The sequence below is a fragment of the Streptosporangium sp. NPDC003464 genome (assembly GCF_053588315.1).
The window spans coordinates 13,003-34,766 of sequence record NZ_JBSFPS010000079.1 but is presented as its reverse complement, the minus strand read 5'-3'; the positions used below and the strand labels follow the sequence as shown (position 1 = coordinate 34,766).

The 21,764-nt window shown below is 72.7% G+C and carries 15 protein-coding genes; 2 read left to right on the top strand and 13 right to left on the bottom strand.

Features of this window, described 5'->3' with window-relative positions:
- The 12 genes from qcrB to ACWDS7_RS19285 form a co-directional block, all read right to left on the bottom strand.
- Positions 1–1,203 (bottom strand): cytochrome bc1 complex cytochrome b subunit (gene qcrB, locus ACWDS7_RS19340; protein WP_451930377.1); only part of this gene is annotated, 1,203 nt, incomplete at its 3' end.
- Between the two features lie 212 nt (positions 1,204–1,415).
- The gene (locus ACWDS7_RS19335; protein WP_451930376.1) at positions 1,416–5,117 is read right to left on the bottom strand and encodes a UvrD-helicase domain-containing protein; all 3,702 of its coding nucleotides are present in this window, start codon (positions 5,115–5,117) and stop codon (positions 1,416–1,418) included.
- A gap of 196 nt (positions 5,118–5,313) precedes the next feature.
- Entirely contained in the window at positions 5,314–8,469 is a 3,156-nt protein-coding gene (locus ACWDS7_RS19330; protein WP_451930375.1) for an ATP-dependent helicase, read from the bottom strand.
- A gap of 366 nt (positions 8,470–8,835) precedes the next feature.
- On the bottom strand, positions 8,836–11,631 hold the full coding sequence (locus ACWDS7_RS19325; RefSeq protein ID WP_306864231.1) for a CDP-glycerol glycerophosphotransferase family protein: 2,796 nt from the start codon (positions 11,629–11,631) through the stop codon (positions 8,836–8,838).
- Between the two features lie 172 nt (positions 11,632–11,803).
- Positions 11,804–12,124, bottom strand: coding sequence for an MGMT family protein (locus ACWDS7_RS19320; protein WP_306864228.1), 321 nt, complete (start codon positions 12,122–12,124; stop codon positions 11,804–11,806).
- Positions 12,112–12,480 carry a hypothetical protein gene (locus ACWDS7_RS19315; RefSeq protein ID WP_306864226.1) on the bottom strand — a complete coding sequence of 123 codons (369 nt, stop codon included), beginning with the start codon at positions 12,478–12,480 and terminating at the stop codon, positions 12,112–12,114. The genes ACWDS7_RS19320 and ACWDS7_RS19315 overlap by 13 nt, the downstream gene beginning before the upstream one ends.
- Positions 12,481–12,607: 127 nt before the next feature.
- Entirely contained in the window at positions 12,608–13,849 is a 1,242-nt protein-coding gene (locus ACWDS7_RS19310) for a S8 family serine peptidase (RefSeq protein WP_451930374.1), read from the bottom strand.
- The gene (locus ACWDS7_RS19305) at positions 13,843–14,802 is read right to left on the bottom strand and encodes a hypothetical protein (protein WP_451930373.1); all 960 of its coding nucleotides are present in this window, start codon (positions 14,800–14,802) and stop codon (positions 13,843–13,845) included. The genes ACWDS7_RS19310 and ACWDS7_RS19305 overlap by 7 nt, the downstream gene beginning before the upstream one ends.
- A gap of 200 nt (positions 14,803–15,002) precedes the next feature.
- On the bottom strand, positions 15,003–16,235 hold the full coding sequence (locus ACWDS7_RS19300) for a S8 family serine peptidase (protein ID WP_451930372.1): 1,233 nt from the start codon (positions 16,233–16,235) through the stop codon (positions 15,003–15,005).
- Positions 16,229–16,963 (bottom strand): hypothetical protein, encoded by a 735-nt coding sequence (locus ACWDS7_RS19295; RefSeq protein WP_306864217.1) that lies wholly within the window; start codon positions 16,961–16,963, stop codon positions 16,229–16,231. Before ACWDS7_RS19295 ends, ACWDS7_RS19300 begins: the two co-directional genes overlap by 7 nt.
- Before the next feature lie 149 nt (positions 16,964–17,112).
- Entirely contained in the window at positions 17,113–18,294 is a 1,182-nt protein-coding gene (gene moeZ / locus ACWDS7_RS19290) for an adenylyltransferase/sulfurtransferase MoeZ (RefSeq protein WP_451930371.1), read from the bottom strand.
- 77 nt (positions 18,295–18,371) lie between these two features.
- A complete protein-coding gene (locus ACWDS7_RS19285) occupies positions 18,372–19,286 on the bottom strand; it encodes an alpha/beta fold hydrolase (RefSeq protein WP_451930370.1) in 915 nt (304 codons plus the stop codon).
- 294 nt (positions 19,287–19,580) lie between these two features.
- Here ACWDS7_RS19285 and ACWDS7_RS19280 point away from each other — a divergent pair, with 294 nt between their 5' ends.
- Complete coding sequence (locus ACWDS7_RS19280; RefSeq protein ID WP_306864209.1) at positions 19,581–19,901, top strand: hypothetical protein; 321 nt, start codon at positions 19,581–19,583, stop codon at positions 19,899–19,901.
- Between the two features lie 367 nt (positions 19,902–20,268).
- Here ACWDS7_RS19280 and ku read toward each other — a convergent pair whose 3' ends face one another.
- Positions 20,269–21,195, bottom strand: a complete 927-nt coding sequence (gene ku / locus ACWDS7_RS19275; protein ID WP_451930369.1) for a non-homologous end joining protein Ku — start codon at positions 21,193–21,195, stop codon at positions 20,269–20,271.
- A gap of 196 nt (positions 21,196–21,391) precedes the next feature.
- Here ku and ACWDS7_RS19270 point away from each other — a divergent pair, with 196 nt between their 5' ends.
- A complete protein-coding gene (locus ACWDS7_RS19270) occupies positions 21,392–21,700 on the top strand; it encodes a hypothetical protein (RefSeq protein ID WP_306864203.1) in 309 nt (102 codons plus the stop codon).
- The last annotated feature ends 64 nt before the right edge of the window (positions 21,701–21,764 follow it).

Sequence of the window (21,764 nt, the reverse complement as noted above, 5' to 3'; positions counted from 1 at the left end):
TCTCCCGCCTGGAGAACGCGAAGTGCCCAGCAGCCACAGGATGCCGTAGAAGGTGACCGCCGACATGCCGATCGAGGTGCGGTGCGGGTTGTTGCGGGGACGCTCGGCGATGTGGTGCTCGCTGCGGTCCCCGGTCACCCACCGCTCGATGAACGGATACAGGGCCAGGCCCATCATGATGATGCCCATCGGGACCAGCGCCGGGATCAGCACGCTCAACGGCAGCGTGAAGCCCAGGAAGTTGATCTCCCAGGACGGCATCAGCCGGAGCGAGCCCTCCAGGAATCCCATGTAGAAGTCGGGCTGCGAACCCGCCGAGATGTCGGCCGGCGTGTAGGGACCGAACAGCCAGATCGGGTTGATCTGCGCGAAGGTGCCCAGCAGCGCGATGGTGCCGAAGGTGAACATGAAGTAGGCGCCCGACTTGGCCATGAAGGACGGATAGAACGGGGCGCCCACCACGTTGTTGTTCGTGCGGCCCTTGCCCGGCATCTGCGTGTGCTTCTGCACCCACATCAACATGAGGTGGGCGGTGATCAACGCCAGCAGGATGCCCGGGATGAGCAGGATGTGCATCGAGTAGAACCGGGCGACGACATCCTCGCCGGGATACTCGCCGCCGAAGAGGAAGAAGGTGATCCAGGTGCCGACCAGCGGCAGCGAGATCATCACACCCTCGGTGATCCGCAGACCCGCGCCGGAGAGCAGGTCGTCGGGGAGCGAGTAACCGGTCAGCCCCTCGAACAGGGCCAGCGTCAGCAGCCCGACGCCGATCAGCCAGTTGAACTCACGCGGCTTGCGGTACGCACCGGTGAAGAACACCCGGAGCATGTGCACCATCATCCCGGCGACGAACAGCAGAGCGGCCCAGTGGTGCATCTGCCGCATCAGCAGACCACCGCGGATGTCGAAGCTGATGTGCAGCGACGAGGCGTACGCCTCGGACATCATGACGCCCTTGAGCGGCTCGTAGGAGCCGTCGTACACGACCTCGCCCATGCTGGGCCTGAAGAAGAACGTCAAGAACGTGCCGGTCAGCAGCAGGACGACGAACGAGTAGAGCGCGATCTCGCCCAGCAGGAACGACCAGTGGTCAGGAAAGATCTTCCGTAAATTGCGCTTGAGGAAGTTCCCCGCCCCGGTGCGGTCGTCGATGAAGCTGCTCATGTTCGCTATGGGCTTCGGAACGGTTCCGCTGCTCATGCGTGGTCTCCGTTCTTGCGGACCTCGGCCTCGGCGTCGCCGCACTCCCGGAAGCCAGGACCGGGTGGGACGGCGAAGCCCACCGTGGATAGCCAGGTATCTCTCATCATCCACAGCGATGGGTAGATCGAGGCAAAGGCCGGGTGACCGGAGCGAGGACAAGAGCGCCGGCGATGAGGAGGGGCCTTCTCCTTTCCCGCTGTCCCCTCGGGTCAGCCGAGAGCGGGGACCGACTCCAGGAGCCTGATCAGGCCGCGCTCGTCGAGGAGGTTGACCGGCCTGACCGTCTCGTTGAGGCGGACGAAGTGGAAGGCGGCGCTCACCCGGTGGAGGGGGACCTCGGCCAGATGGGACCAGGCCAGGCGGTAGGCGGCGAGCTGTACCGCCGCCGCGGCCGCGGCCTTCTTGCCCTTGGGAGGCCGGCCGGTCTTCCAGTCGACGACCTCGTAGCCGCCGTCGGGGGTCTCGAACACCGCGTCCATCCGGCCCCGGACCAGCCGGTCGGCGATCATCGTCTCGAAGGGGATCTCGACGTCCAGCGGCTCCCGGCCGGCCCACTCGCTCTCCTCGAACCAGTCGCGCAGCTCGTCGAGCTGGAGGTCGGTCTCCTCGAAGCCGTCGGAGGAGCCGGGCAGTTCGAGCTCGTCGAGCAGGCGCTGCTGGCCCCACCGGGACTCCAGCCAGCGGTGGAAGGAAGTGCCCCGGCGGGCCAGCGGGGTGGGCTTCCTGGGCACCGGGCGGCGGATCTCCCGGGCCAGGGCCTTGGCGTCGGCGGCCAGGGTGACCAGTTCCGAGACGCTCAGATGGGTGGGCAGCTCCACCTGCCCGCCACCGCGCCGGCGGTTCACGGCCCGCTCCCGGAGCAGGAGCTCGGTGTCGCGCTCCCACGCCTTCGCCCGCTCCCTGTCCCAGCCGCGCAGCTCCGCGAAGGCAGTGGCGCGCTCCCCCTGGGGCTCCGGCTCGGGCTCGCCCCCGGACACGCCTCCGCGCTCCGGCGGCCCCTCACCCCCGCGCCCGGGGCCGGCCGGGGCGCCCTGCCCTGCCGGGGCGGCGGGCCCCTCACCCAGCACGGCTCCGGGGAGGTCCGCCGGGTCGCCGGAGAAGTGCCCCGCGTCCCCGGAGAAGTCGGGGACCTCCGGGAAGTCCGGGTCCTCCGGGAAGTCCGGGTCCTCCGGGAAGAGATCCTCCTCGTCCTGCGGGGCCTCCGGGAAAGGAATCTCCTCGCCGTCCGGAGCCCCCGGGAAGGGGATGCCCTCACCGTCCCGCGGGGCCTCGGGGAAGGGAATGTCCGCGCCGTCCGCGCCGGAGCCGGCCGGGCCGCTCCGGCCGGCGGGAGGGAGCGGCCCGGCTCCGGTGAGGGCCGCGAGGGCCGCCTCGACCATGGTGGCGCCGTCGAGGACGGCGCCGTAGCGCAGACCTTCGGGGGTGACGGGCCAGGTGGCCTCGGCCGGCTCGGCGAGGAGCGGGTTGGTGGCGCCCTCGGCGGCCTCGGGCGCCCAGGCGGCGACGCGGCCACAGGTCTCGCGGATCTCCACCAGGAAGTCGGAGGGCTCCAGGGGCTTGGCCGCGCTGCCCCAGCGGTAGCCGGAGGCGATCAGGAGGTAGTGGGCGCGGGTGACGGCCACGTAGGCCAGGCGGCGCTCCTCCAGCAGGTCGCGGTCACGGCAGCGCTCGTCGAACTCGGCCAGCTCCTCCTTGCTCAGCCCGGCCAGCCCGGGCAGGTCGGAGGCGTCGCCGCGGAGCGGGTAGGGCAGCTTGCGCGGGTTGTCCGTCCACTTGGGACTGGTCGTCGGGCGGGCCGGGAACATCGTGCCGACGGTCAGGGTCCCCGCCTTGGACAGCGCCTGGGACAGCCCGGGGAGCACGACGACCGGCCACTCCAGGCCCTTGGAGGCGTGGATGGTCATCAGCTTGACGCTGTTGCTCTCCCCCACCCGCCCGGCGTCCAGGCCGTTCTCCTCCTCGTCGGCCGCCTTCAGGAAGGCCAGGAACGCGCCCAGCGTCGGGTCCTCGGAGTCGCCCGCGAACCGGGCCGCGGCGTCCAGGAAGGCGTCCAGGTCGGCCCGGGCGGCGAACGGGCCGACGGCCGTGCCCCGTGCCGCCACCTCGATGTCCAGGCCGAGCCTGCGCTCGATCTCGATGATCAGGTCGGGGAGCGGCTGGCCGGTGTGGGCGCGCAGGATCCGCAGCTCCTGCGCCATGGCGAGCAGCCGCACCCGGGCCAGGGGCGAGAACAGGTCCTGCCATTCGGGGCGGTCGGGCAGCTCGTCGAGGGCGTCGACCAGGCTGCCGCGCTCCTCGGCCAGGTCCGCCACGACCTGGTCCAGCGGGTCGGCCACCGCCGATCCGCCCTCCCGGGTCTCCCGGTTCAGCTCGCGCGCCCGCTCGCCCAGCTCCTTCAGGTCGGCCGGGCCGATCCGCCACCGGGGGCCGGACAGCAGCCGGACCAGCGCGTCACCCGCGGTCGGGTCGTAGAGCACGCGCAGGGTGGAGACGATGTCGGAGACCTCCGGCACGGTCAGCAGGCCGCCCAGGCCGACCACCTCGACCGGGATCCCCCGCTCCTCCAGGGCGCGGCGCAGCGCGGGGAACTGCGACCGTTTGCGGGCCAGCACCGCCACGTCGTGCGGCTGCAGGCACTGCGGGCCGCCCCACGCGCTCTGCTTGGCCTTCTTGCGCTCGCCCTCGCCCCAGGGCAGGCCGTCGGGGGCGCTCTCGCTGCCGAGCAGCCTGGCGACGCCGTCGGCGATCCACGCCGCCTCGTCGTCGGCGGTCTCGTGGAAGGCGCACACCACCCGGCCGCGCTCGACCCGGTTGCCGCCGGGCACCAGCACCGGCACCTCCCGCGCCTCCATCCGGAGCGGGAGCTGCACCCGGGCCGCGACGTCCAGTACGGCGTCGCCGTTGCGGAAGCTGACCGACAGGCGGCGGACCGGGGCGGGCTCCCCCGAGGCCGTCGGGAAGTCACGGGGGAATCGGGTGAGGTTGCCCGCCGAGGCGCCGCGCCAGCCGTAGATGGACTGGCAGGGGTCGCCCACGGCGGTCACCGGATGGCCGCCGCCGAACAGCGAGCGGAGCAGGACGAGCTGGGCGTGGCTGGTGTCCTGGTATTCGTCGAGGAGGACGACGGCGAAGCGGCCCCGCTCGATCTCGCCGACCTCGGCGTGCCTGGCGGCGATCCGGGCGGCCAGCGCCATCTGGTCGCCGTGGTCGACGACCTCGCGGCCCCGCTTGAGCCGGCCGTACGCCTCGACCAGGGGCAGGAGCTGCTCCCTGGCCCGCTGCGTGGCCAGCGGCCGGCGCTGGGGCAGGGTGGGCGAGCCGGGCAGCTCGCCGTAGCGCTCGGTGAGCCAGGCGCCGATCTCCCGCACGTCCTGCGGGCCGCGCAGGTGCTCGGCCATCTCCCCGGCCAGCTCCAGCACCGCCCGGGTGACGGTGGCCGGGCCCCACTCGATCTGCTCCATGGGCCCGTCGTAGGCGCTGACCACCCGCCCGGCCAACTGCCAGGAGACGGCCGGGCTGACCAGGCGCATGGTCGGCTCCAGCGCCTCGCGCAGGGCGTGGTCGGTGACCAGCCTGGCCGCGTAGGCGTGGTAGGTCGAGATGGTCGGCTCGCCCTCCAGCAGCTCGGCGGGGACCTGCTCGGCGGTGACCAGGCCGTTGAGCCGCTCGCGGACGCGGTGGGCCAGCTCGCCGGCGGCCTTCCTGGTGAAGGTCAGGCCGAGCACCTGTTCGGGGCGGACCAGGCCGTTGGCCACCAGCCAGACGACCCGCCCGGCCATGGTCTCGCTCTTGCCGGACCCCGCCCCGGCGACCACGACCATCGGTCCGAGACCGGCCTCGATCACCTCGGCCTGCTCGGGGGTGGGGGGGAGGATGCCCAGCTTGGCGGCGAGCAGGCTCGGGCTCAGCACGGGACGTCCTCGCGGCGGGGGGTACGGCTCAGCACGCCTGATCTCCGTTCTTGCTGACCGGGCAGCTCGCCCGCACCGCGCAGGTACGGCACCCGCCGGCCGCGGCACCGGCTCAGCACACCTGGTCCCCGTTCTTGCTGACCGGGCAGCTCGCCCGCACCGCGCAGGTACGGCACCCGCCGGCCGCGGCACCGGCTCAGCACACCTGGTCCCCGTTCTTGCTGACCGGGCAGCTCGCCCGCACCGCGCAGGTACGGCATCCGTCGTTGACCTTGGCCTGGAAGAACGGCCCGGACATGCCGAGCGCCACGGTGTCGACCATGTCGCGCGCCCAGCCGGGGTCGGTGTCCTCCGACAGGGCCCGCTGGGCCTGCTCCTTGGCGTCCTTCTTGCCCGCGGCGTCGCCCACCTGGACCAGGGCCGCACCGCCGGGCTCGGTCATCCCGTGCCGCTGGAAGGCGCCCAGCAGCGCGGCGAGCTGGTAGACCCCGAGCTGGGGGTGGCGCTCGATCTCGGCGTCCTTCGGCCCGTTCTTGCCGGTCTTGATGTCGATGATCACGGCCCGGCCCTCGGCGTCGCGTTCGACCCGGTCCACCCGCCCCTTGATCTGCACGCCCTCGGAGACCATGGCCGTGAACGCCTCTTCCAGCCCGACCAGCTCGCGGGGGTTCTCCTGGTGCCAGCGGACGAACTTGGAGATCATCTGCTCGGCGACCTGGCGCTGCTTGCGGTTGTACCAGACGCCACCGAAGTCGAGCTCGTGCCAGACCTCGTCCAGGCGCTTGCCGAGGGTGTCCTCGGCGGGCATGCCCGTCGCGGCGAGCACGGCCAGCGCGTGGATGACCGTGCCCAGTCCCCGCGCCGCGTCGGTGCCGCTCGCCCCCACGGAGGTCTCCAGCAGCCAGCGCAGGCCGCACTTGGTGAAGTTCTCCACCGCCGAGGGTGAGACGCGCACGATGTCGTCGGGCCAGCTCAGCGGGCGGTCGTCGGAGATCGGGGTGAGGGCGTACCACTCGTTGGGGTGGGCACCGGGCACCCCGGCGGCGGCGAGCCTGGCCAGGTGCCCGGCGGCGGCCCTGCGCAGCGGGGTGGGCCGGGTCGGGTCGGAGACGGCCGAACGCAGGTCCGCCACCAGGGCGGACATGCTCAGCCAGCGGGAGCGCTCGTCGACGACCGTCTCCTCCGCCGCTCCGGGCACCAGCTCGCCGAGGAACCGGGAGGGCCGCTCCTCGCTGTCGTCGCCGCCCACGGCGGTGACGATGAGCCTGTGCCTGGCCCTGGTCGCCGCCACGTAGAACAGCCGGCGCTCCTCGGCCAGGAGCTGGGAGGCCAGCGCGGCGGAGACGGCGGCCGGGTTCTCGTGCTCCGATCCCTCCGCCCTGGCGACCATGTCGTCGGTGCTCAGGATGGACCCGCGCAGCCGCAGGTCCGGCCAGGCCCCCTCCTGCACGCCGGCGACGACCACGACGTCCCACTCCAGGCCCTTGGCGCGGTGCGCGGTCAGGATCCGCACCGACTCGGTGTCGGGGGCGCGCGCGGCGAGGGAGTCGCCGGGGATCTCCTGGGCGACCAGGTCCTCGACGAACACCTCGACGCCCGCGTGCGGCAGCCGGTCGACGAACCTGGCCGCGTGGTCGAACAGCGCCACCACCGCGTCGAGGTCGCGGTCGGCCATGGTGCCCCGGAAGCCGCCCGCGACGCTCGTCTCGGTCCACTTCTCGGCCAGCCCGGTGGCCTGCCAGACGGTCCAGAGCACGTCTTCGGCGGTGCCGCCCTGCCGTACGGCCTCGGCGGCGCCGGAGATGAGCCGGGCGAGCCGTTCGGCGGGCAGCGCCACGTGCGGCTCCACCCGGACCAGCTCCCGCACGTCCTTCAGGGCCGCGACCAGCAGCTCACCCGACGAGCGCGGCTCGGCGGCGTCGCGCTCGCCGGAGTGGTCCACCAGGTCGCGTCCGTCGGGGTCCGTCAGCGCCTCGTGCTCGGCGATCCGCAGGGCCCGGCGCAGGCGGCGCACCCCGATCATGTCGGTGCCGCCGAGCGCGCCGGTCAGCAGCTCCTCGGCCACCCCCTCGTCGAGGGTCTCCGGGTGGAGGGCGACCTGGATGAGCCTGATCAGCGGCCGCACGCCCGGCTCCTGGAACAGCGGCAGCGCACCGCCGCCCACGACGACCGGCACCCCGGCCGTGACCAGGGCGCGGCGCAGCAGCGGCACCTGGCGCGTGGCCGAGCGGACCAGCACCGCCATCCGCGACCAGGGGACCCCGTCCAGCAGGTGCGCCCGGCGCAGCGTGTCGGCCACGACCGCGGCCTCCTGCGTGGCCCCGTCGGTCACCACCACCCGGACGTCGCCGGGCTCGGCCTCCGGCAGCGCGCGCAGGTCGCGGTGGGCGGCACCACCCGGGGTCGCGGGCAGGCGCGCGGCGACGCGGCGGGAGGCCCTCAGGAGCTCGGGGCCGCTGCGGCGGCACACGCGCAGGGCGATGACGGGCGCGTTCTCGCCGTCGGCCGTGGGGAAGCTCTCCGGGAAGCGCATGATCCCGCGCACGTCGGCGCCGCGGAAGCCGTAGATCGACTGGTCGGGGTCGCCGACCGCGACGAGGTCGCGGCCCTCCCCCGCCAGCTGCTGGAGCAGGAACTCCTGGGCCGGATCGGTGTCCTGGTATTCGTCCACGAGGACGACGTCGTAGGCGGCGCGCTCGCGCAGCCGCACCTCGGGGTCGGTGAGCAGGCCGCCGGCGGTGCGGATCAGGTCGGAGTAGTCGAGCACCGGCTCCATGTCCAGGTCGAACCTGGACTGGTAGCGGTCGGCGAACCGTCCGGCGGCCACCCAGTCGGGACGGCCGTGCCGGCGGCCCAGCTCGACCAGCTCGTCGCCGTCGAGACCCCGCTCGGCGGCACGGGCCAGGAAGTCGCGCAGCTCCTGGGCGAAACCACGGGTCTTGAGCGCCTCGCGCATGTCGTCCGGCCAGTGCGGGGCGCCGTCCTCCAGCTCGCCGTGGAGCAGGCGGCGGATCTCCAGGAGCTGCTCGGGACCGGTCAGCAGGCGGGGCGGCACGCCCCCGGCGAGCACGGCCTCGCGGCGGAGCAGCGCGTAGGCGTAGCTGTGGAAGGTGAGGGCGAGGGGGGTCCGGGTGGTGCGGCGCATCCGGCCGGTGATACGTTCGCGCAGTTCCTCGGCGGCCTTGCGGCTGAAGGTGAGGACGAGCACCCGCTCGGGATCCACGCCGCGGCGCTCGATCCGGTCCACCACGGTCTCCACGATCGTGGTGGTCTTGCCGGTGCCGGGCCCGGCGAGCACGAGCAGCGGGCCGCTCCCATGGGCCACCACCGCCCGCTGATGCTCGTCGAGCACGGGGGCAACAGCTCTCCCCGCACCCTCACGACGCACCAAACGCCAGCCCTGGCCACTCACAACTCGCCATTCCACCAGATCTCGGGCGATGATCGTGCCGACTCCGGGTGCGCGGCATGGCGGAACGTCGATCCGATCAGCCGGACGGCCGGGCCGTCCGGGCCGTCTTTCTTGGTCGTCGGAGGCGTATGCCCAGCTCAGACCGGCACAGGGGCGAGCGTGGCGCCGGAGGCCGGGCCGCCCCGGGCCGGTGCGGCGGCAGGTGGACGGGAGCGCGCAGTGACGCATGCCATCTGATCGCCGCCGCGGCCGGTCCGGCCCGGAACCGGGCCAGGAGACGGAATCGGGTCAGGAGACGGAACCGGGTCAGGAGACGAAGACGTGATCGACCAGCCGGGCGGTCGCCTTGCCGTCGTCGCGGGGGGCGTAGCCGCGCCGGAAGCGTTCGTACCGCTCGGCGTGCGCGGCGGCCACCTCGTCGATCGTCCGCACCGCCTCGATCACCTGGGCGCCGGTGGTCAGCAGGGGCCCGGGGGCCTCGGCGGTCAGATCGAGGTAGAGGCCCCGCTTGGCCGAGTAGCGCGACAGGTCGTGGGTGAAGAAGAGCATGGGCCGCCCGGTCGCGGCGAAGTCGAACATGACGGAGGAGTAGTCGGTGATCAGCACGTCGGCGACCAGCAGCAGGTCCGCCATGTCCGGATACGTGGTGACATCGCGGCCGAGGCCCCGGGGCACGTTGGGCGCCGCCTGCATCGAGTGCGCCCTGATCAGGAACTCGTGGCCGGGACCGAGCACCCGCCGCGCCTCGGCCAGGTCCAGCCGGAGCGAGGCGTTCTTGCGGTCGTAGTCGCGGAAGGTCGGCGCGTAGAGCACCACCTTGGCGCCCTCGGCGATGCCGAGCCTGCGGCGTACCCGCGCGGCCAGCTCGTCCCGGTCGGGGGCCGACAGCACGTCGTTGCGCGGGTAGCCGCTCTCCAGGACCTCGCCCTGGTAGCCGAACGCCTTGCGCAGGATCGGGGTGGCCCACGGGCTCTGTGAGACCAGCAGGTCCCAGCCCCGCACCTCGACCGCCTGCCGGTGCCAGGCCGGCGGCTTCGGGTCGCGGGACATGTGCGGCAGGTCGTTGCCCAGGCGCTTGAGCGGGCTGCCGTGCCAGGTCTGCACGACCATCTGGTCCTCGCGGGCGCGGAACCACGGTGGCAGGAAGCCGTTGGTCACCACGTGGCGCGAGCGCGCGAGCACCGCGTAGTGCTCGCGGCTGCCCGCGCGGACCACCGTCGGCCGGATGTCGGAGCCGAACCCGAGCTCCGTCGAGCCCGGCGGCACGAACGCCCCGTCCTTGACCACCCAGATGTGCTCACGGTCGTCACCGCGCCGGACGCGCTCCTCGTAGATCGCCCGGACGTTGCCTTCGTACTGCCGGCCGTCGTAGGCGACGTAGACGGTCGCGTCGCTCAGCTCGCGGGCCCGCTCGGCCGGGTAGAACGAGCGCCGCAGGGCGTAGAGGCCGCCGGCGCCCTTCTCGTCGTCGGGCCGGTGCTCGGCGACGGTCAGCACCGGCACGTCGAACCGGGTGGAGACCAGGCGGTATTCCCGGCCGTCGCGGAGCTTGGGCTCCTCGTCCAGCGAGTCGAGGACGGCGTGGTCGACCCGGAGCGGCACGATCTGCCCGGCGGGGTCGCGGACCGCCATGCTCCAGCTCCCGCTGCCCAGCGGCACGGTCTCCCCGAAGCGGGGCATCGCGGCGGGCGCGAACCGCGCCGAGAAGCGGGATCCGGCCCGCTCCAGCGCGACGGTGTGGATGAGCCCGGTGCGGTGCCTGAGCGTCAGCTCGGCCGCCCCGGAGCCCGGATAGGAGCCTTCGAGGGTGAGCGCGCCGTTCTCGTCCCAGGTCGCCGCCGAGATGATCGGGCGGATCCGGTGCGCGGAGACGATCACCCGGTCGCGCCGGTCGCCCAGCACGGTGATCTCCCGCTCGCCGACGACCGAGCGGCTCTCCTCGGCCCGGCCGAGCATGACCGCGGCCGCCGGGTCGCCCTTGGGCTCGATCCAGAGCCGGCCGCCGTCGCGCTCCTGCAGCAGCGAGGGCACGGCGAGCGGCACGACGACCTCGGTGCCCCCCTCGACCGGGGTGAAGTCGGCCGACATCCGGTGGCCGTCCAGGCGCGCGTGGCCCTTGTTGTGCCCCCGGCCGGGCAGGAACACCTTCAGCTCCAGCCGGTCGCCCTCCAGCCGCACCTCCGTCAGCTCGGCCCGGGTGGGCTGGAGCACGACCTGGAGGGCGCGGTCGGAGGTCCAGACCGGGCGGACCCACCGGCCACCGCCGAGGTCCAGGCCCCGGGGACGCTCGGTGCGGCCGATGGAAGGGCCGCGGAGCAGGCCCTTGGCACGGGCGCCCCGGCTCCAGATCACGATCTCGGCACGCCAGGTGGTGGTGTCGCGCACGACGGCCCGATGGCGGAGCAGCCGCTTGCCGCCGCGCACGACGGCCCGCGCCGCGGCTCGCCAGCGCAGCGCCCAGGGGTGCAGCTCGGCGGTGAAGCCGGACCAGTCGTAGTTGCAGCCGGCCTCCTCGGCGCCGTGGGTGGCCTCCGGATGGAAGATCCTGCGGGTGCGCAGCCGCACCGGGGGCAGCCAGCGAGGACCGCGCAGCACGACGGTGGCGCGGTTGAACCGGGGGCTGCGGACCGAGAGCCCGGCCAGGTAGGCGTGGCCGCTGATCCGCAGCCGGCCACCGGACCAGGAGACGTCCTCGACCTGGGTCATCGGGATCAGGTCGGCGGCGCGCAGCCGGTACATGGCCTCCGGCAGCTCGTCCTGGAGCGGCAGGTCCGCATACCAGCGCAGCTTCCTGCGGACCCGCCTGGACGGCTCCGCCGCGGCCGCGGCGATCTTCTGCAGCGCGTCGCCGTCGGCGAGGTCGTCCACCTCCCGGTGCTCGACCAGGTGGAAGGCGATCCTGCGGGCCACCGGCAGGTCGCGCTTGACCCGCGCGTCCACGCCGGCGAGGTAGGGCTTGACGGCCGTGACGAACTCACGACGGCGGGCGGCGCCGCGCTTGACCGCCAGATCGAGCCGGGAGCCGAGCGGGCCGGCCAGCGCGTCGGCGTCGAACCTGCGGCGCTCGGCCGGGGTCAGCCCCTCGGCGAGCACCGCCGCCATGATCGATTCGAGCGGTTCTCCCCGGTCACAGAGATCTTGAACAGCCCGTAGGCGGTCGGGGGCGGAATCGCCGCCGGACCGCGCTGGTGTGGTGCCGGTGGCCATGGGGGAGGCACCGCCTTTCGGACAGACCGCTGTCCTAGGCCATGTTAGTGGGCCGCGCTGGAGCCGGTTACGCCGTGCTTTCCGGCATCCCGTCCCATCGCGCCGAGCGCATGTCCGCGCGGGCGCCCCTCAGCGGGGTCCGCTCCTGCCGCCACTGCGCCAGACACCTCTGCTCGTGGCCCGGCGGCGGGGTCCCGTCGGCGTGCACGACACGCCACCAGGGCACGCCTCCACCCCAGGTGGACATGACTTTCCCGACCTGGCGGGGACCTCCCTCGCCGAGGTATTCGGCGATGTCACCGTAGGACATCACCATCCCGGGCGGGATGCGCTCGACCAGGTCGAGCACCCGCTCGGCGTACGGGGGCGGGTGGCCTACTGGCTCCATACGGCTGGCCCGGCCGCGAGGATCTCGTCGAGCTTGCCGAACTCGTAGGCCGCCGAGCCGTTCAGCTGCTCGACGAGGCCGTCACGGATCGCGTAGGACTCCCCGTCCTCGCCGACCAGGCGCGCGCCCAGCAGGGCGGAGACCCGCGCCAGCTGGGCCACCTGCCAGTCGGATCCAGGCGTGCCGGACAGGCCGCCGTTCCAGACGGCTATGGCGTGAACGGCCCCGTCGTGGCGGGCCAGGACCTCGCCCACCTCCTGCGAACCGCGGAACTCGAACCCCGCCTGCCCCAGCACTGTCGCGAGTTCCGCGAAGGCGAGAGGCGCCGGGCGCTCCACGCGCAACTCGTACCCCATGAGGGGCGACCCTAGCGAACATCCGGCGATCCTCCGACCGCCAGGGCCGTCATCCGCCCCACCGCGTCCGAACAGTGTCCAAAAAGCGTTCCAATCGATTCAACGCCCCGATGTCCCGCGGCCCGGCTCACGGCCACGGCCCGGCCTGCCCGGCCGCCCGTTCCCCGGCCTGCCCGGCCGCCGGAGCCGCCGGCCCCGACCGCCGGGTGAGCATCACCACGGCCCCGCCGAAGGCCAGCAGCCCGCCGATCAGGCCCACGCCGTACAGACCGAGCCGGAACGGGTCGGGGCCGGGCCGGGCGGGCTCCCGGGACAGGGATCCCGCGCCGAAGTGCTGGACCGCCGGCGGGGACGCCTGCGCCGTACGGCTCATCAGCTCTCCCGCCCTGGCCAGCGCCGCGCCGGCGTCGACGACCCCGAATCCGACGTGGTCGTCGTATCCGGCGGCGGGGGCGGATGTGGCGGTGGAGGTGAGGGCCCGCGACACCAACTGCGGCGGGATATCTGGATATTTCGCTTTTATGAGTGCGGCGACCCCCGCAACCAGTGCCGCCGCGGCACTGGTGCCCTCCGCGGAGCGGTAGCCGCCGCCCGGGATCACCACCGGTATGTCCACGCCCGGCGCGGAGACCAGCACCGACAGGTTGTCGCTGCTGAACGGGGCCGGCCGGCCCGTCACGTCGACCGCGCCCACCCCGATGACCCCGGAGTATCCGGCGGGGAAGTTCCAGAAGGAGGTGGCGTTGTCGAGGGAGTGCTCGGAGCCTCCGTCGTTGCCGACGGCCGCGACCAGCACCACGCCCCGCGACAGCGCGTAGGAGACCGCCTCGCGTTCGGCCTTGTGCGGCCCGTAGGCGCCCAGGGACATGCTGACGACCTTGGCCCCATGATTGGCGGCGTAGCGGATCGCGCGCGCCACCGGGCTGTCGCTCTGCGTCCGCAGGTCCGCCTCCGGCTGGGCGGTCCGGTTCTCCGGCCCGCCCCGCAGGACCAGCGGCAGCGACAGTATCCGCGCCTCGGGCGCGGTGCCGAGGAGGCCGTCGGCGCCGTTGCCCGCTCCGGCGATGAGCGAGGCCATCGCCGTGCCGTGCCAGCCCGCGTCGGGGCCGCCCTCCGCGGGCTGCGCCGAACCCATGTCGGGGCCGGAGACGACCCGGCCGCGCAGCTCCGCGACGCCGCCGTCCACCGTGCTGTCCACCAGGGCCACGGTGACGCCCGCGCCTTTGGTGGTCTTCCATGCCTGCTCGACGTTCATCGCCTCCAGCACCCAGCGCTGGTCCGCGCGCACGTCGGCGGCGCCCACCGGGGTGGCGACCGTCAGGGAGAGAGCCGCCAGGGCGCCCGCCGCCCAGGCCCGCCGCCTCAACACACGTTTCCCTGGGTGCACTGCGGCACGGCGCTGGGCTCGTCGCCCAGGGCACGGGCGATGCGCCCGGCCACCGCCTGCGCCGCCGGCCACAGCTCGCTGTGCAGGATCTCCTCCGGGGAGATCGACGCGCGGGTGCGCCCGTCGCTGTAGCCGGCGGTGGAGAAGACGACGTAGGGGCCGACCGCGACCCAGGCGTTGCGCTGCCGCTGGGCGGCGCCGAACAGCTCGCTGGGCGTGCCGGGGAAGGCCACCGGCCGCACCCCCACGCGGTCGTCCACCGGCAACTGCGCGGTCGCGGCGATCCGCGTCTCCTCGTCCCGGAGCACCGCGACGCCCACGGTGATGACGAACGTGGAGGTCTGGTCCACGTAGGTGGCCCGCAGCAGCGTGCGGCAGCCGTACTGGGCCAGGACGGAGCCCGTCGAGGCGTCCATGCCGGACCTGCAGGGGACCTCGGGGGCGAGACCGACCCGCCGGGCGTATTGCTGGGCCCGGCCGAGGCCGATGTACTGAAGCTCCGTGGGGAAGACCAGATCGGTGGACCAGGCGTGCCAGCGCCTGGCGATGTCGTCCTTGATGTAGCGGGCCTGCTCGGCGGCCGTGAGCGGGCGGGCGGCGGTCTCCCGGAGCAGCCCGACCGCACCGGTCAGCACATCGCTCGCGCCGATCGCCAGGATCGTGCCCATCAGGATCAGGAAGATCGTCCGGAACCGGATCCCCTGCTCCAGGGTGGCGCGCTCGGCGCGCTCGGCCGCCAGGCGGTCACGGCCCGCCGCGGGCCAGGCCCGGACCCGGACCCGCCGGGCGGCGGTGCCGGACGGGGAGACCCGCCGCACCCGGGTGCCGCCCGCGCGCGGCGTCCAGGAGCCGGGCGGCGGGCGGCCGTCGCGGGCGGGAGACGCCGAGGCCTCCGGTCGCCGTCCTGGCTCCTGGGGCCGCTCCGGCTTCGACATACCTCGATGCTACGTCGCAGGGCGCTGCCGCCCTATCGTCGGAGTGCGTTTGTGATGTCACGGTCCGTGAGAGTCGGCTGCGTCCGCGCACCGGGACCGGGGACCGTCACAGGCGACCCGGCACACTCGGGGATCGTCACGGGCAGCCCGGCACCCTCACAGAACCAGAACCGGGGACCGTCACAGGCGGTCCGGCGCACTCACGTAGCCGGGACCGGGGGCTCCGCCGCGTCCGCGGACCGGGCCGCCGACCGCGCCCGCCCCACCAGCACGGCGATCACCGCCAGGGACGCGACCGCGCCGAGCCCGGCGGCCGCCGCCACCCCTCCGTACACCGTGATCTTGTGCTGGTCCCGGTGGATCACCTGCACCGGGGCCACCCCCCGGCCCAGCGGGCGTGCGGGGTCGTGGCTGCCGGGGCCGGCGGTGAGGGTGTGACGGGAGATCCTGGCGGCCTCGGCGAGTGCCCGGGGGGCGTTGACGACGCCGAAGCCCATGCCGGTGTCGTAACCTCCGCTCGGCCGCCGGACCGCTCCGGTGGTGAGCGCCTGCGCGACCAGCGCGGGCGACATTTTCGGATATTTCGCTTTTATTAGCGCAGCGACGCCGGAGACCAGCGCGGTCGCCTGGGAGGTGCCGCGGCCGACCCAGTATTCGTCGCCGGGGCCCGCGCCGAGGATGTCCACCCCGGGCGCGGCCACCAGGACCGAGGGGTTCCAGTTGGAGAAGGAGGCCCTGCGCAGCCCCCGGTCGGCCGCGGCCACCGAGACCACCCCCGGGAAGGCCGCCGGGTAGGAGTAGGGGGCGTAACCGGTGGAGTCGGGCTTGCCCGCCCCCTCGTTGCCCGCCGCGGCGACGAGCACGACCCCCCTGGAGATCGCGTAACGGACCGCCGCGCGCTCCTCCTTGGTCGCCAGCTCCTTGGAGATCGACATGTTGATCACGTCCGCGCCGTGGTCCACGGCGTATCTGATCCCCCTGGCCACCACGTTCTCGAACCGCTCGGCGGTGTTGAACTCCCGGAATCCCGGCTCCTCGTCCTCCAGGATCACCCGGACCGACAGCACCTTCGCCCTGGGCGCGACCCCGATCACCCCGTCCGCCCCGCCGGGGCCGTGCCCGTGCCCGGCGATGAGCGAGGCCATGTAGGTCCCGTGCAGCCGCAGGGGGGCCACTCCCGGCGGGTTGGCCCCCGCGGTGAAGTCCTTGCCCTCGGTCACCGAGCCGGCCAGGTCACGATGGGCGGGGTCCACCCCCGAGTCCAGCACCGCCACGGTCACGTCCCCGCCCATGGAGGTCCGCCAGGCGCTGGGCAGGTCGAGGGTCCGCAGCACCTGACGCTGGCTGCCCCGGACGTCGTCGGCGTGCGCGGCGGGCGCCGTCCCCAGCGCGATCACGGCCAGCGCCCCGACGGCGCCCGCCCACCTCAGCATCGCCATTCCTCCGAGACGCAGTCGGGCCGCACGGGCGTGGACAGGTCGGCGAGGACCCTGTCGGCGATGTCGCCGGTGAAGGCGAACATGGTCGGCCGCTGCTCCCCCACCGCCCTGGCCGGACGGCCGTCGATCTGGCCGACCGTGGTCATCACCACGTACGGTCCGGCCTGCCGCACCAGGCTGTGCTGCCGCCCCGCCGAGGTGAAGCGGTCGGTGACCGTGCCGGGGAAGGCCAGCGCCTTCAGGCCCGGGGAGGGGCGGCCGCCCCTGGGCAGCGCCGCCTTGGCCGCGGCCGCGCCCGCCTCTCCCGGGAAGGCCGCGACGCCGACGGTGACGACGACGCCCTGGAGCGCGTCGAGATAGGTGGCGCGCAGGATGCCCCGGCAGCCCGCCCGGCGCAGCGCCTTCCCCAGCTTGGCGTCCACCCCCTTGTCGCAGCGGGTCTCCGGCGAGATGCCCACGCGGCGCGCCTTCTCCTCCCCGCCCTGCTCGGCGGCGTAGCTGATGGTCTCGGGGAAGACCCGCCCGGCGGGCCACACCTGCCAGCGCCGGGCCATCTCACCGGCGGCGGCCCGCTCCAGCTCCGCCACGCTCGGGCCGCGGGTGAGCTCCGTCCCCGCGATGCTCGAAGCCACCCCGGCCACCACCGCGCAGGTCAGCGTCAGCACGGACGCCGCGACCAGCGTCGGCCAGGCAGGCCGCCGCTGACCTGGGGCTCCGTTCACGTCTCTGACCTTAATGCGGCGAGGAGGGTGTCATCCGCCGTTCCGCCCAGATCAGACGGATTAGAAGGCACTTGGGGGCGGAACGACACGACGCCCCGCGGAGCGGTGCTCCGCGGGGCGTCGTCGGTGGCCGGTATCCGGTATGGGGGTCAGTAGCTCGGCAGGCTCGGGTCGACCGTCTTGACCCAGCTCAGCACGCCGCCGCCCACGTGGACGGCGTCGGAGAAGCCGGCGTTCTTGACGATCGCCAGGACCTCGGCCGACCGGGCGCCGGACTTGCAGTGCAGGACGATGCGCTTGTCCTGGGGGAGCTTCTCCAGCGCGGAGCCGTTGAGGAACTCGCCCTTGGGGATGAGCACGGCGCCGGGGATGGAGACGATCTCGTACTCGTTCGGCTCGCGGACGTCGATCACGTAGATGTTCTCGTCGGCGTCCTGCATGGACTTGAGCTCCGTCGCGGTGATCGTGGAGCCCGAGGCGGCGTCCTGGGCCTCCTGGGAGACCGCGCCGCAGAACGCCTCGTAGTCGTCCAGGAGCTGGGTGACCGTCGGGTTCTTGCCGCAGAGCACGCACTCGGGGTCCTTGCGGACCTTGACCGAGCGGTAGTTCATCTCCAGGGCGTCGTAGATCATCAGTCGGCCGACCAGCGGCTCGCCGATGCCGGTGAGCAGCTTGATGGCCTCGTTGACCTGGATGGAGCCGATCGAGGCGCAGAGCACGCCGAGCACGCCGCCCTCGGCGCAGGAGGGGACCATGCCGGGGGGCGGGGGCTCGGGGTAGAGGCAGCGGTAGCAGGGGCCGTGCTCGGCCCAGAAGACGCTCGCCTGGCCGTCGAAGCGGTAGATCGAACCCCAGACGTACGGCTTGCCGAGCAGGACGGCCGCGTCGTTGACCATGTAGCGGGTGGCGAAGTTGTCGGTGCCGTCCACGATCAGGTCGTACTGGGAGAAGATCTCCATGACGTTGTCGGTGGTCAGCGCCACGTTGTGGACGACCACGTCGACCAGCGGGTTGATCTCCCGGACGCTGGCCGCGGCGCTCTCGGCCTTGAGGCGGCCGACGTCGGACTGGCCGTGGATGACCTGGCGCTGCAGGTTGGACTCGTCGACGACGTCGAAGTCGATGATCCCGAGCGTGCCCACGCCCGCGGCGGCGAGGTACAGCAGGGCCGGCGAGCCCAGGCCGCCGGCGCCCACACAGAGCACCTTGGCGTTCTTCAGGCGCTTCTGCCCGGCCATGCCCACGTCGGGGATGATCAGATGGCGCGAATAACGGCGCACCTCGTCGACGGTCAGCTCGGCTGCCGGCTCTACCAGCGGTGGCAACGACACAGTTCCACTCCCGTTTCAGGGCGTCATGGCGGTGCGGCTGGGCACAGCACGCACCACTCACAACCTAACGCGGTGCCTCAGTCATTCCCAATCGGGACGGGAGCAGTCTCACCTATCAGACGCCGGGCCTCACGGGCCACCCTTCCGGGCAGTTCCATCTGCGCCACGTGCCCGGCGTCGGGCAGCAGCACCAGCCGCACGTGCGGGAAGGTCCGTCCGGCCCGCGCGGCCATGCGCGGGTTGACCAGCCGGTCGTGGCGGCCGTGGACGACCAGCGTGGGCGCGGTCACCCGGGCCGCCTGCCGCCACAGGTTCTCCGCGCCGCGCCTGAAGTATTCGGCGACGATGCCCCGGGCCGAGCCGACCAGCGCGGCCGCCGCGTACGGCAGGCCGTCCCTGCGGCGCAGCTCCTCGGCAGCCTCCCGCAGCCGCTCCGGGTGGAGCCGGCCGAGGTCGGCGTAGCACATGGCGAGCGTGGCGTTGAGCCTGCGCTCGGCCGGCAGGGCGGCCAGCTGCGTCGCGGCCCACTCGCCCAGCCTCGGCACCGCCGACAGGGCCACCCGCGCCGGGCCGTATCTGGGCAGCAGGTCGGGCAGGGCCGGCGAGATGAGCGTGAGGGAACGGACCAGCTCCGGGCGGGTCGCGGCGACCCGCACCGAGACCGCGCCGCCCAGGGAGTTGCCGAACAGGTGGACGGGCCCGGTGGCGACCCGTTCGATCAGCGCGGCGACGGTCCCGGCGTGGGCGCCGACCGAGTAGTCGCCACCGGGGGGCTCGGGCGAGTAGCCGGATCCGGGCAGGTCGATCGCGTGGCCGGTGACCACGTCGGACAGCTCGCCCATCAGATCGGTCCAGTTGGTCGCCGAGCCCGCCAGGCCGTGCACGTAGACGGCCGTCTCGGTGGGGCCGGGCGGGGTCGAGCGCACATGGACGCTCCGCTCCCCCAGCTCGATCAGCTCACCCGGCCAGCTCGGAATCGGCTCGACACTCACACATCCTCCTTTGTCCGCCTTTGTCCGCCTTCCTTTAACGATAGCCCCCGCCGTGCAGCCCGCACACAAATGCGACATTAAACACATTCCACTCCAAAACTCACAGATAAAGTCCAACATCATCAATAAACGGATAAGCAGATAGTAAAAGCCGCTAATCTCCGTTTGTCACCCGAGATGCCAGGAAATCAAGACAACCAGGGATGGACCATTAGCGACCATCCCGGGGCATTTTTCGATCACTCCGGAAAATGCCTTAAACGGGGCAACCGATCCTTTCAAGGGGGAAACGCAATGCCCAAGTTCAAGAGTGTCATCGCAGGTCTCGCACTCAGCACGGCGATGGCCGGTGGCGGCGCCGCTCTCGGCGGCGTCACCACCGCGGCCAACGCCGCCGCCGGTGCGACCACCACCTCCATCGCCTCCTTCCAGGCCAACTGGGGCTGGGCCGGCTGCGGCTGCCACCGCCGGTGGCGCTGCGGCGGCTGGGGCGGCTGGCGGGGCAACCGCTCGTGCCACCACCGCCACCACCGTCAGAAGTTCAACATCAACATCAACAACAACAACAACAATGAAGAGGACGCCCAGAACGACAACAACAACAACAACGTCTAGCCTTCCGGGCTGGACGCCGGACCGGGGTCGCGCTCGGCTCTGAGCGCGGCGGGTGGTCGAGACATCTGACCGTCCACGCCCCGATCCACCGTTGTTGCCCGCTCCAGGCCCACGGCGGGGCAATGGCTTCGGGCCCACGGCGGAGGAGCGGGGTGCCCGTGTCCAGCGGGATCGCGATTCCCCACAGGGAGCCGTGATCACGCGGAGGACACGGGCACTCGAAAGGCGGTTTCCGGGTCTTCGATTCTCAGCCGGCGCGTGAAATCGCTTTTCTCGGCATTCCGGGTGAGGGCTCCAGGCTTTCGAGTCTGGAGCCCTCACTCCACGGAGAAACCGGTCTCCGGCGCGTCGGCGTTCATCCGCCCGTTCACGCCGGACGGCGCGCATTCCGTTTACGTGGGGCCTTTTCCTTTTCTCCGGCCTTTCCGGTGTCTCCGGCCTCTCCGGTGCCTCCGGCATTTCCGGCCTCTCCGGCGGCGGGCTCCGCAGGGGCCCTCTCCCTCGCCGGAGCCGTGCCACGGCGGTCTTTCTTGGCCGCCTCGACGCTGGCGCGGAGGGCGGCCATCAGATCGGCCGGCGGCCCCTCCTCGACCGGGACCTCGGCGGGGACGATCTCCCGGCCGGCGACCTTCGCCTCGATGACCTCGTGGACCGCCTCCCGGTAGGCGTCCTTGTGGGCGGAGGGGTCGAAGTCCGCGACCATCGCCTCGATCAGCGACTCCGCCATCCTCACCTCCTGCGGCCGGACGTCGACGCCCTCCTCCAGGAACGCGAAGTCCGCCGGGCGCACCTCGTCCGGCCAGAGCATGGTCTCCAGCACGAACACCCCCTCGCGGACCCGGAGCGTCGCCAGGGACTCGCGCTGCCGCAGCGCCACCTTGACGACCGCCACCAGCCCCGACCGCTCCAGCGCGTCACGGAGCAGCGCGTACGGCTTGACCCCGACGGCGTCCGGCTCCAGGTAGTAGGACTTGTCCAGCAGGATCGGGTCGATCTGGTCCGCCGGACTGAACTGGAGCACCTCGATCCTGCGCGAGGTGGACAGCGGCAGGTCCTCGAAGTCGTCGCCGGCGAGCACGACCATGTCCCCGTTGGGGAACTCGTAGCCCTTGGCCACGTCGGCGAACGAGACCTCCTCCTCGCACACCTGGCAGAACCGGCGGAACCTGATCCGGCCGCCGTCCTCCCCGTGCACCAGGTGGAAGGTGACGTCACGGCGCTCCGTCGCGCCGAACAGCCTGACCGGGATCGTGATCAGCCCGAACGAGACCGTGCCTTTCCAGATGCTCCGCATGGCGACCCCCTGCCTTGGAGTTACCCGTCAAGTTTCGCGCACATGTTCGGAAATGGCGCCAAGTAACTGCAAACACTCACCAACCGGGCAGGTACCCCTCATGGCAGACCCGATGCCATGCCTTTCTCAGCAGGCGGGACCCGACGCCGTACGCTTGGCGATGTCCGGTGTTCGCAGGAGAACGGAAACAGAGCGGATGTCAGAGATGGATGTGCGCGACGACAGCCTGCACGGGGAAGAGCCCGAGGACGCCCGCTCCGAGGAGATCGGGATCGAGGCGCCCGAGGCCGACGCGGCCGAACAGCACCGCCGGGCAAGCGACGACGTCGGCGACTGGCCCGGGGAGACCTCGCCCGAGGCGCCCGAGGCCGACGTGGCCGAGCAGCACCAGTCGGTGGACGCCGACGGCCCCGAATGGCCCGACCACATCCCGCTGGAGGCCGACCCCGCCGACGCCGCCGAGCAGAGCCGCACGGTGGAGCTGGACGAGGACGACTACCGTTGACCCGGGTCACGCGGCTATCGCTGACCCGAGTTACCCGCGCGTAGGATGATTCAAGACAGCAGGA

What these genes read in the sequence shown, in the direction of transcription:
- ACWDS7_RS19325 (WP_306864231.1), bottom strand. Translation starts at nt 11,631, where the DNA reads ATGGCGGCGGTGCTCGCCGAGGGGCTGACCCCGGCCGAGCGCCGCAGG.
- ACWDS7_RS19320 (WP_306864228.1), bottom strand. Translation starts at nt 12,124, where the DNA reads ATGGAGCCAGTAGGCCACCCGCCCCCGTACGCCGAGCGGGTGCTCGAC.
- ACWDS7_RS19315 (WP_306864226.1), bottom strand. Translation starts at nt 12,480, where the DNA reads ATGGGGTACGAGTTGCGCGTGGAGCGCCCGGCGCCTCTCGCCTTCGCG.
- ACWDS7_RS19305 (WP_451930373.1), bottom strand. Translation starts at nt 14,802, where the DNA reads ATGTCGAAGCCGGAGCGGCCCCAGGAGCCAGGACGGCGACCGGAGGCC.
- ACWDS7_RS19300 (WP_451930372.1), bottom strand. Translation starts at nt 16,235, where the DNA reads ATGCTGAGGTGGGCGGGCGCCGTCGGGGCGCTGGCCGTGATCGCGCTG.
- ACWDS7_RS19280 (WP_306864209.1), top strand. Translation starts at nt 19,581, where the DNA reads ATGCCCAAGTTCAAGAGTGTCATCGCAGGTCTCGCACTCAGCACGGCG.
- ku (WP_451930369.1), bottom strand. Translation starts at nt 21,195, where the DNA reads ATGCGGAGCATCTGGAAAGGCACGGTCTCGTTCGGGCTGATCACGATC.
- ACWDS7_RS19270 (WP_306864203.1), top strand. Translation starts at nt 21,392, where the DNA reads ATGTCAGAGATGGATGTGCGCGACGACAGCCTGCACGGGGAAGAGCCC.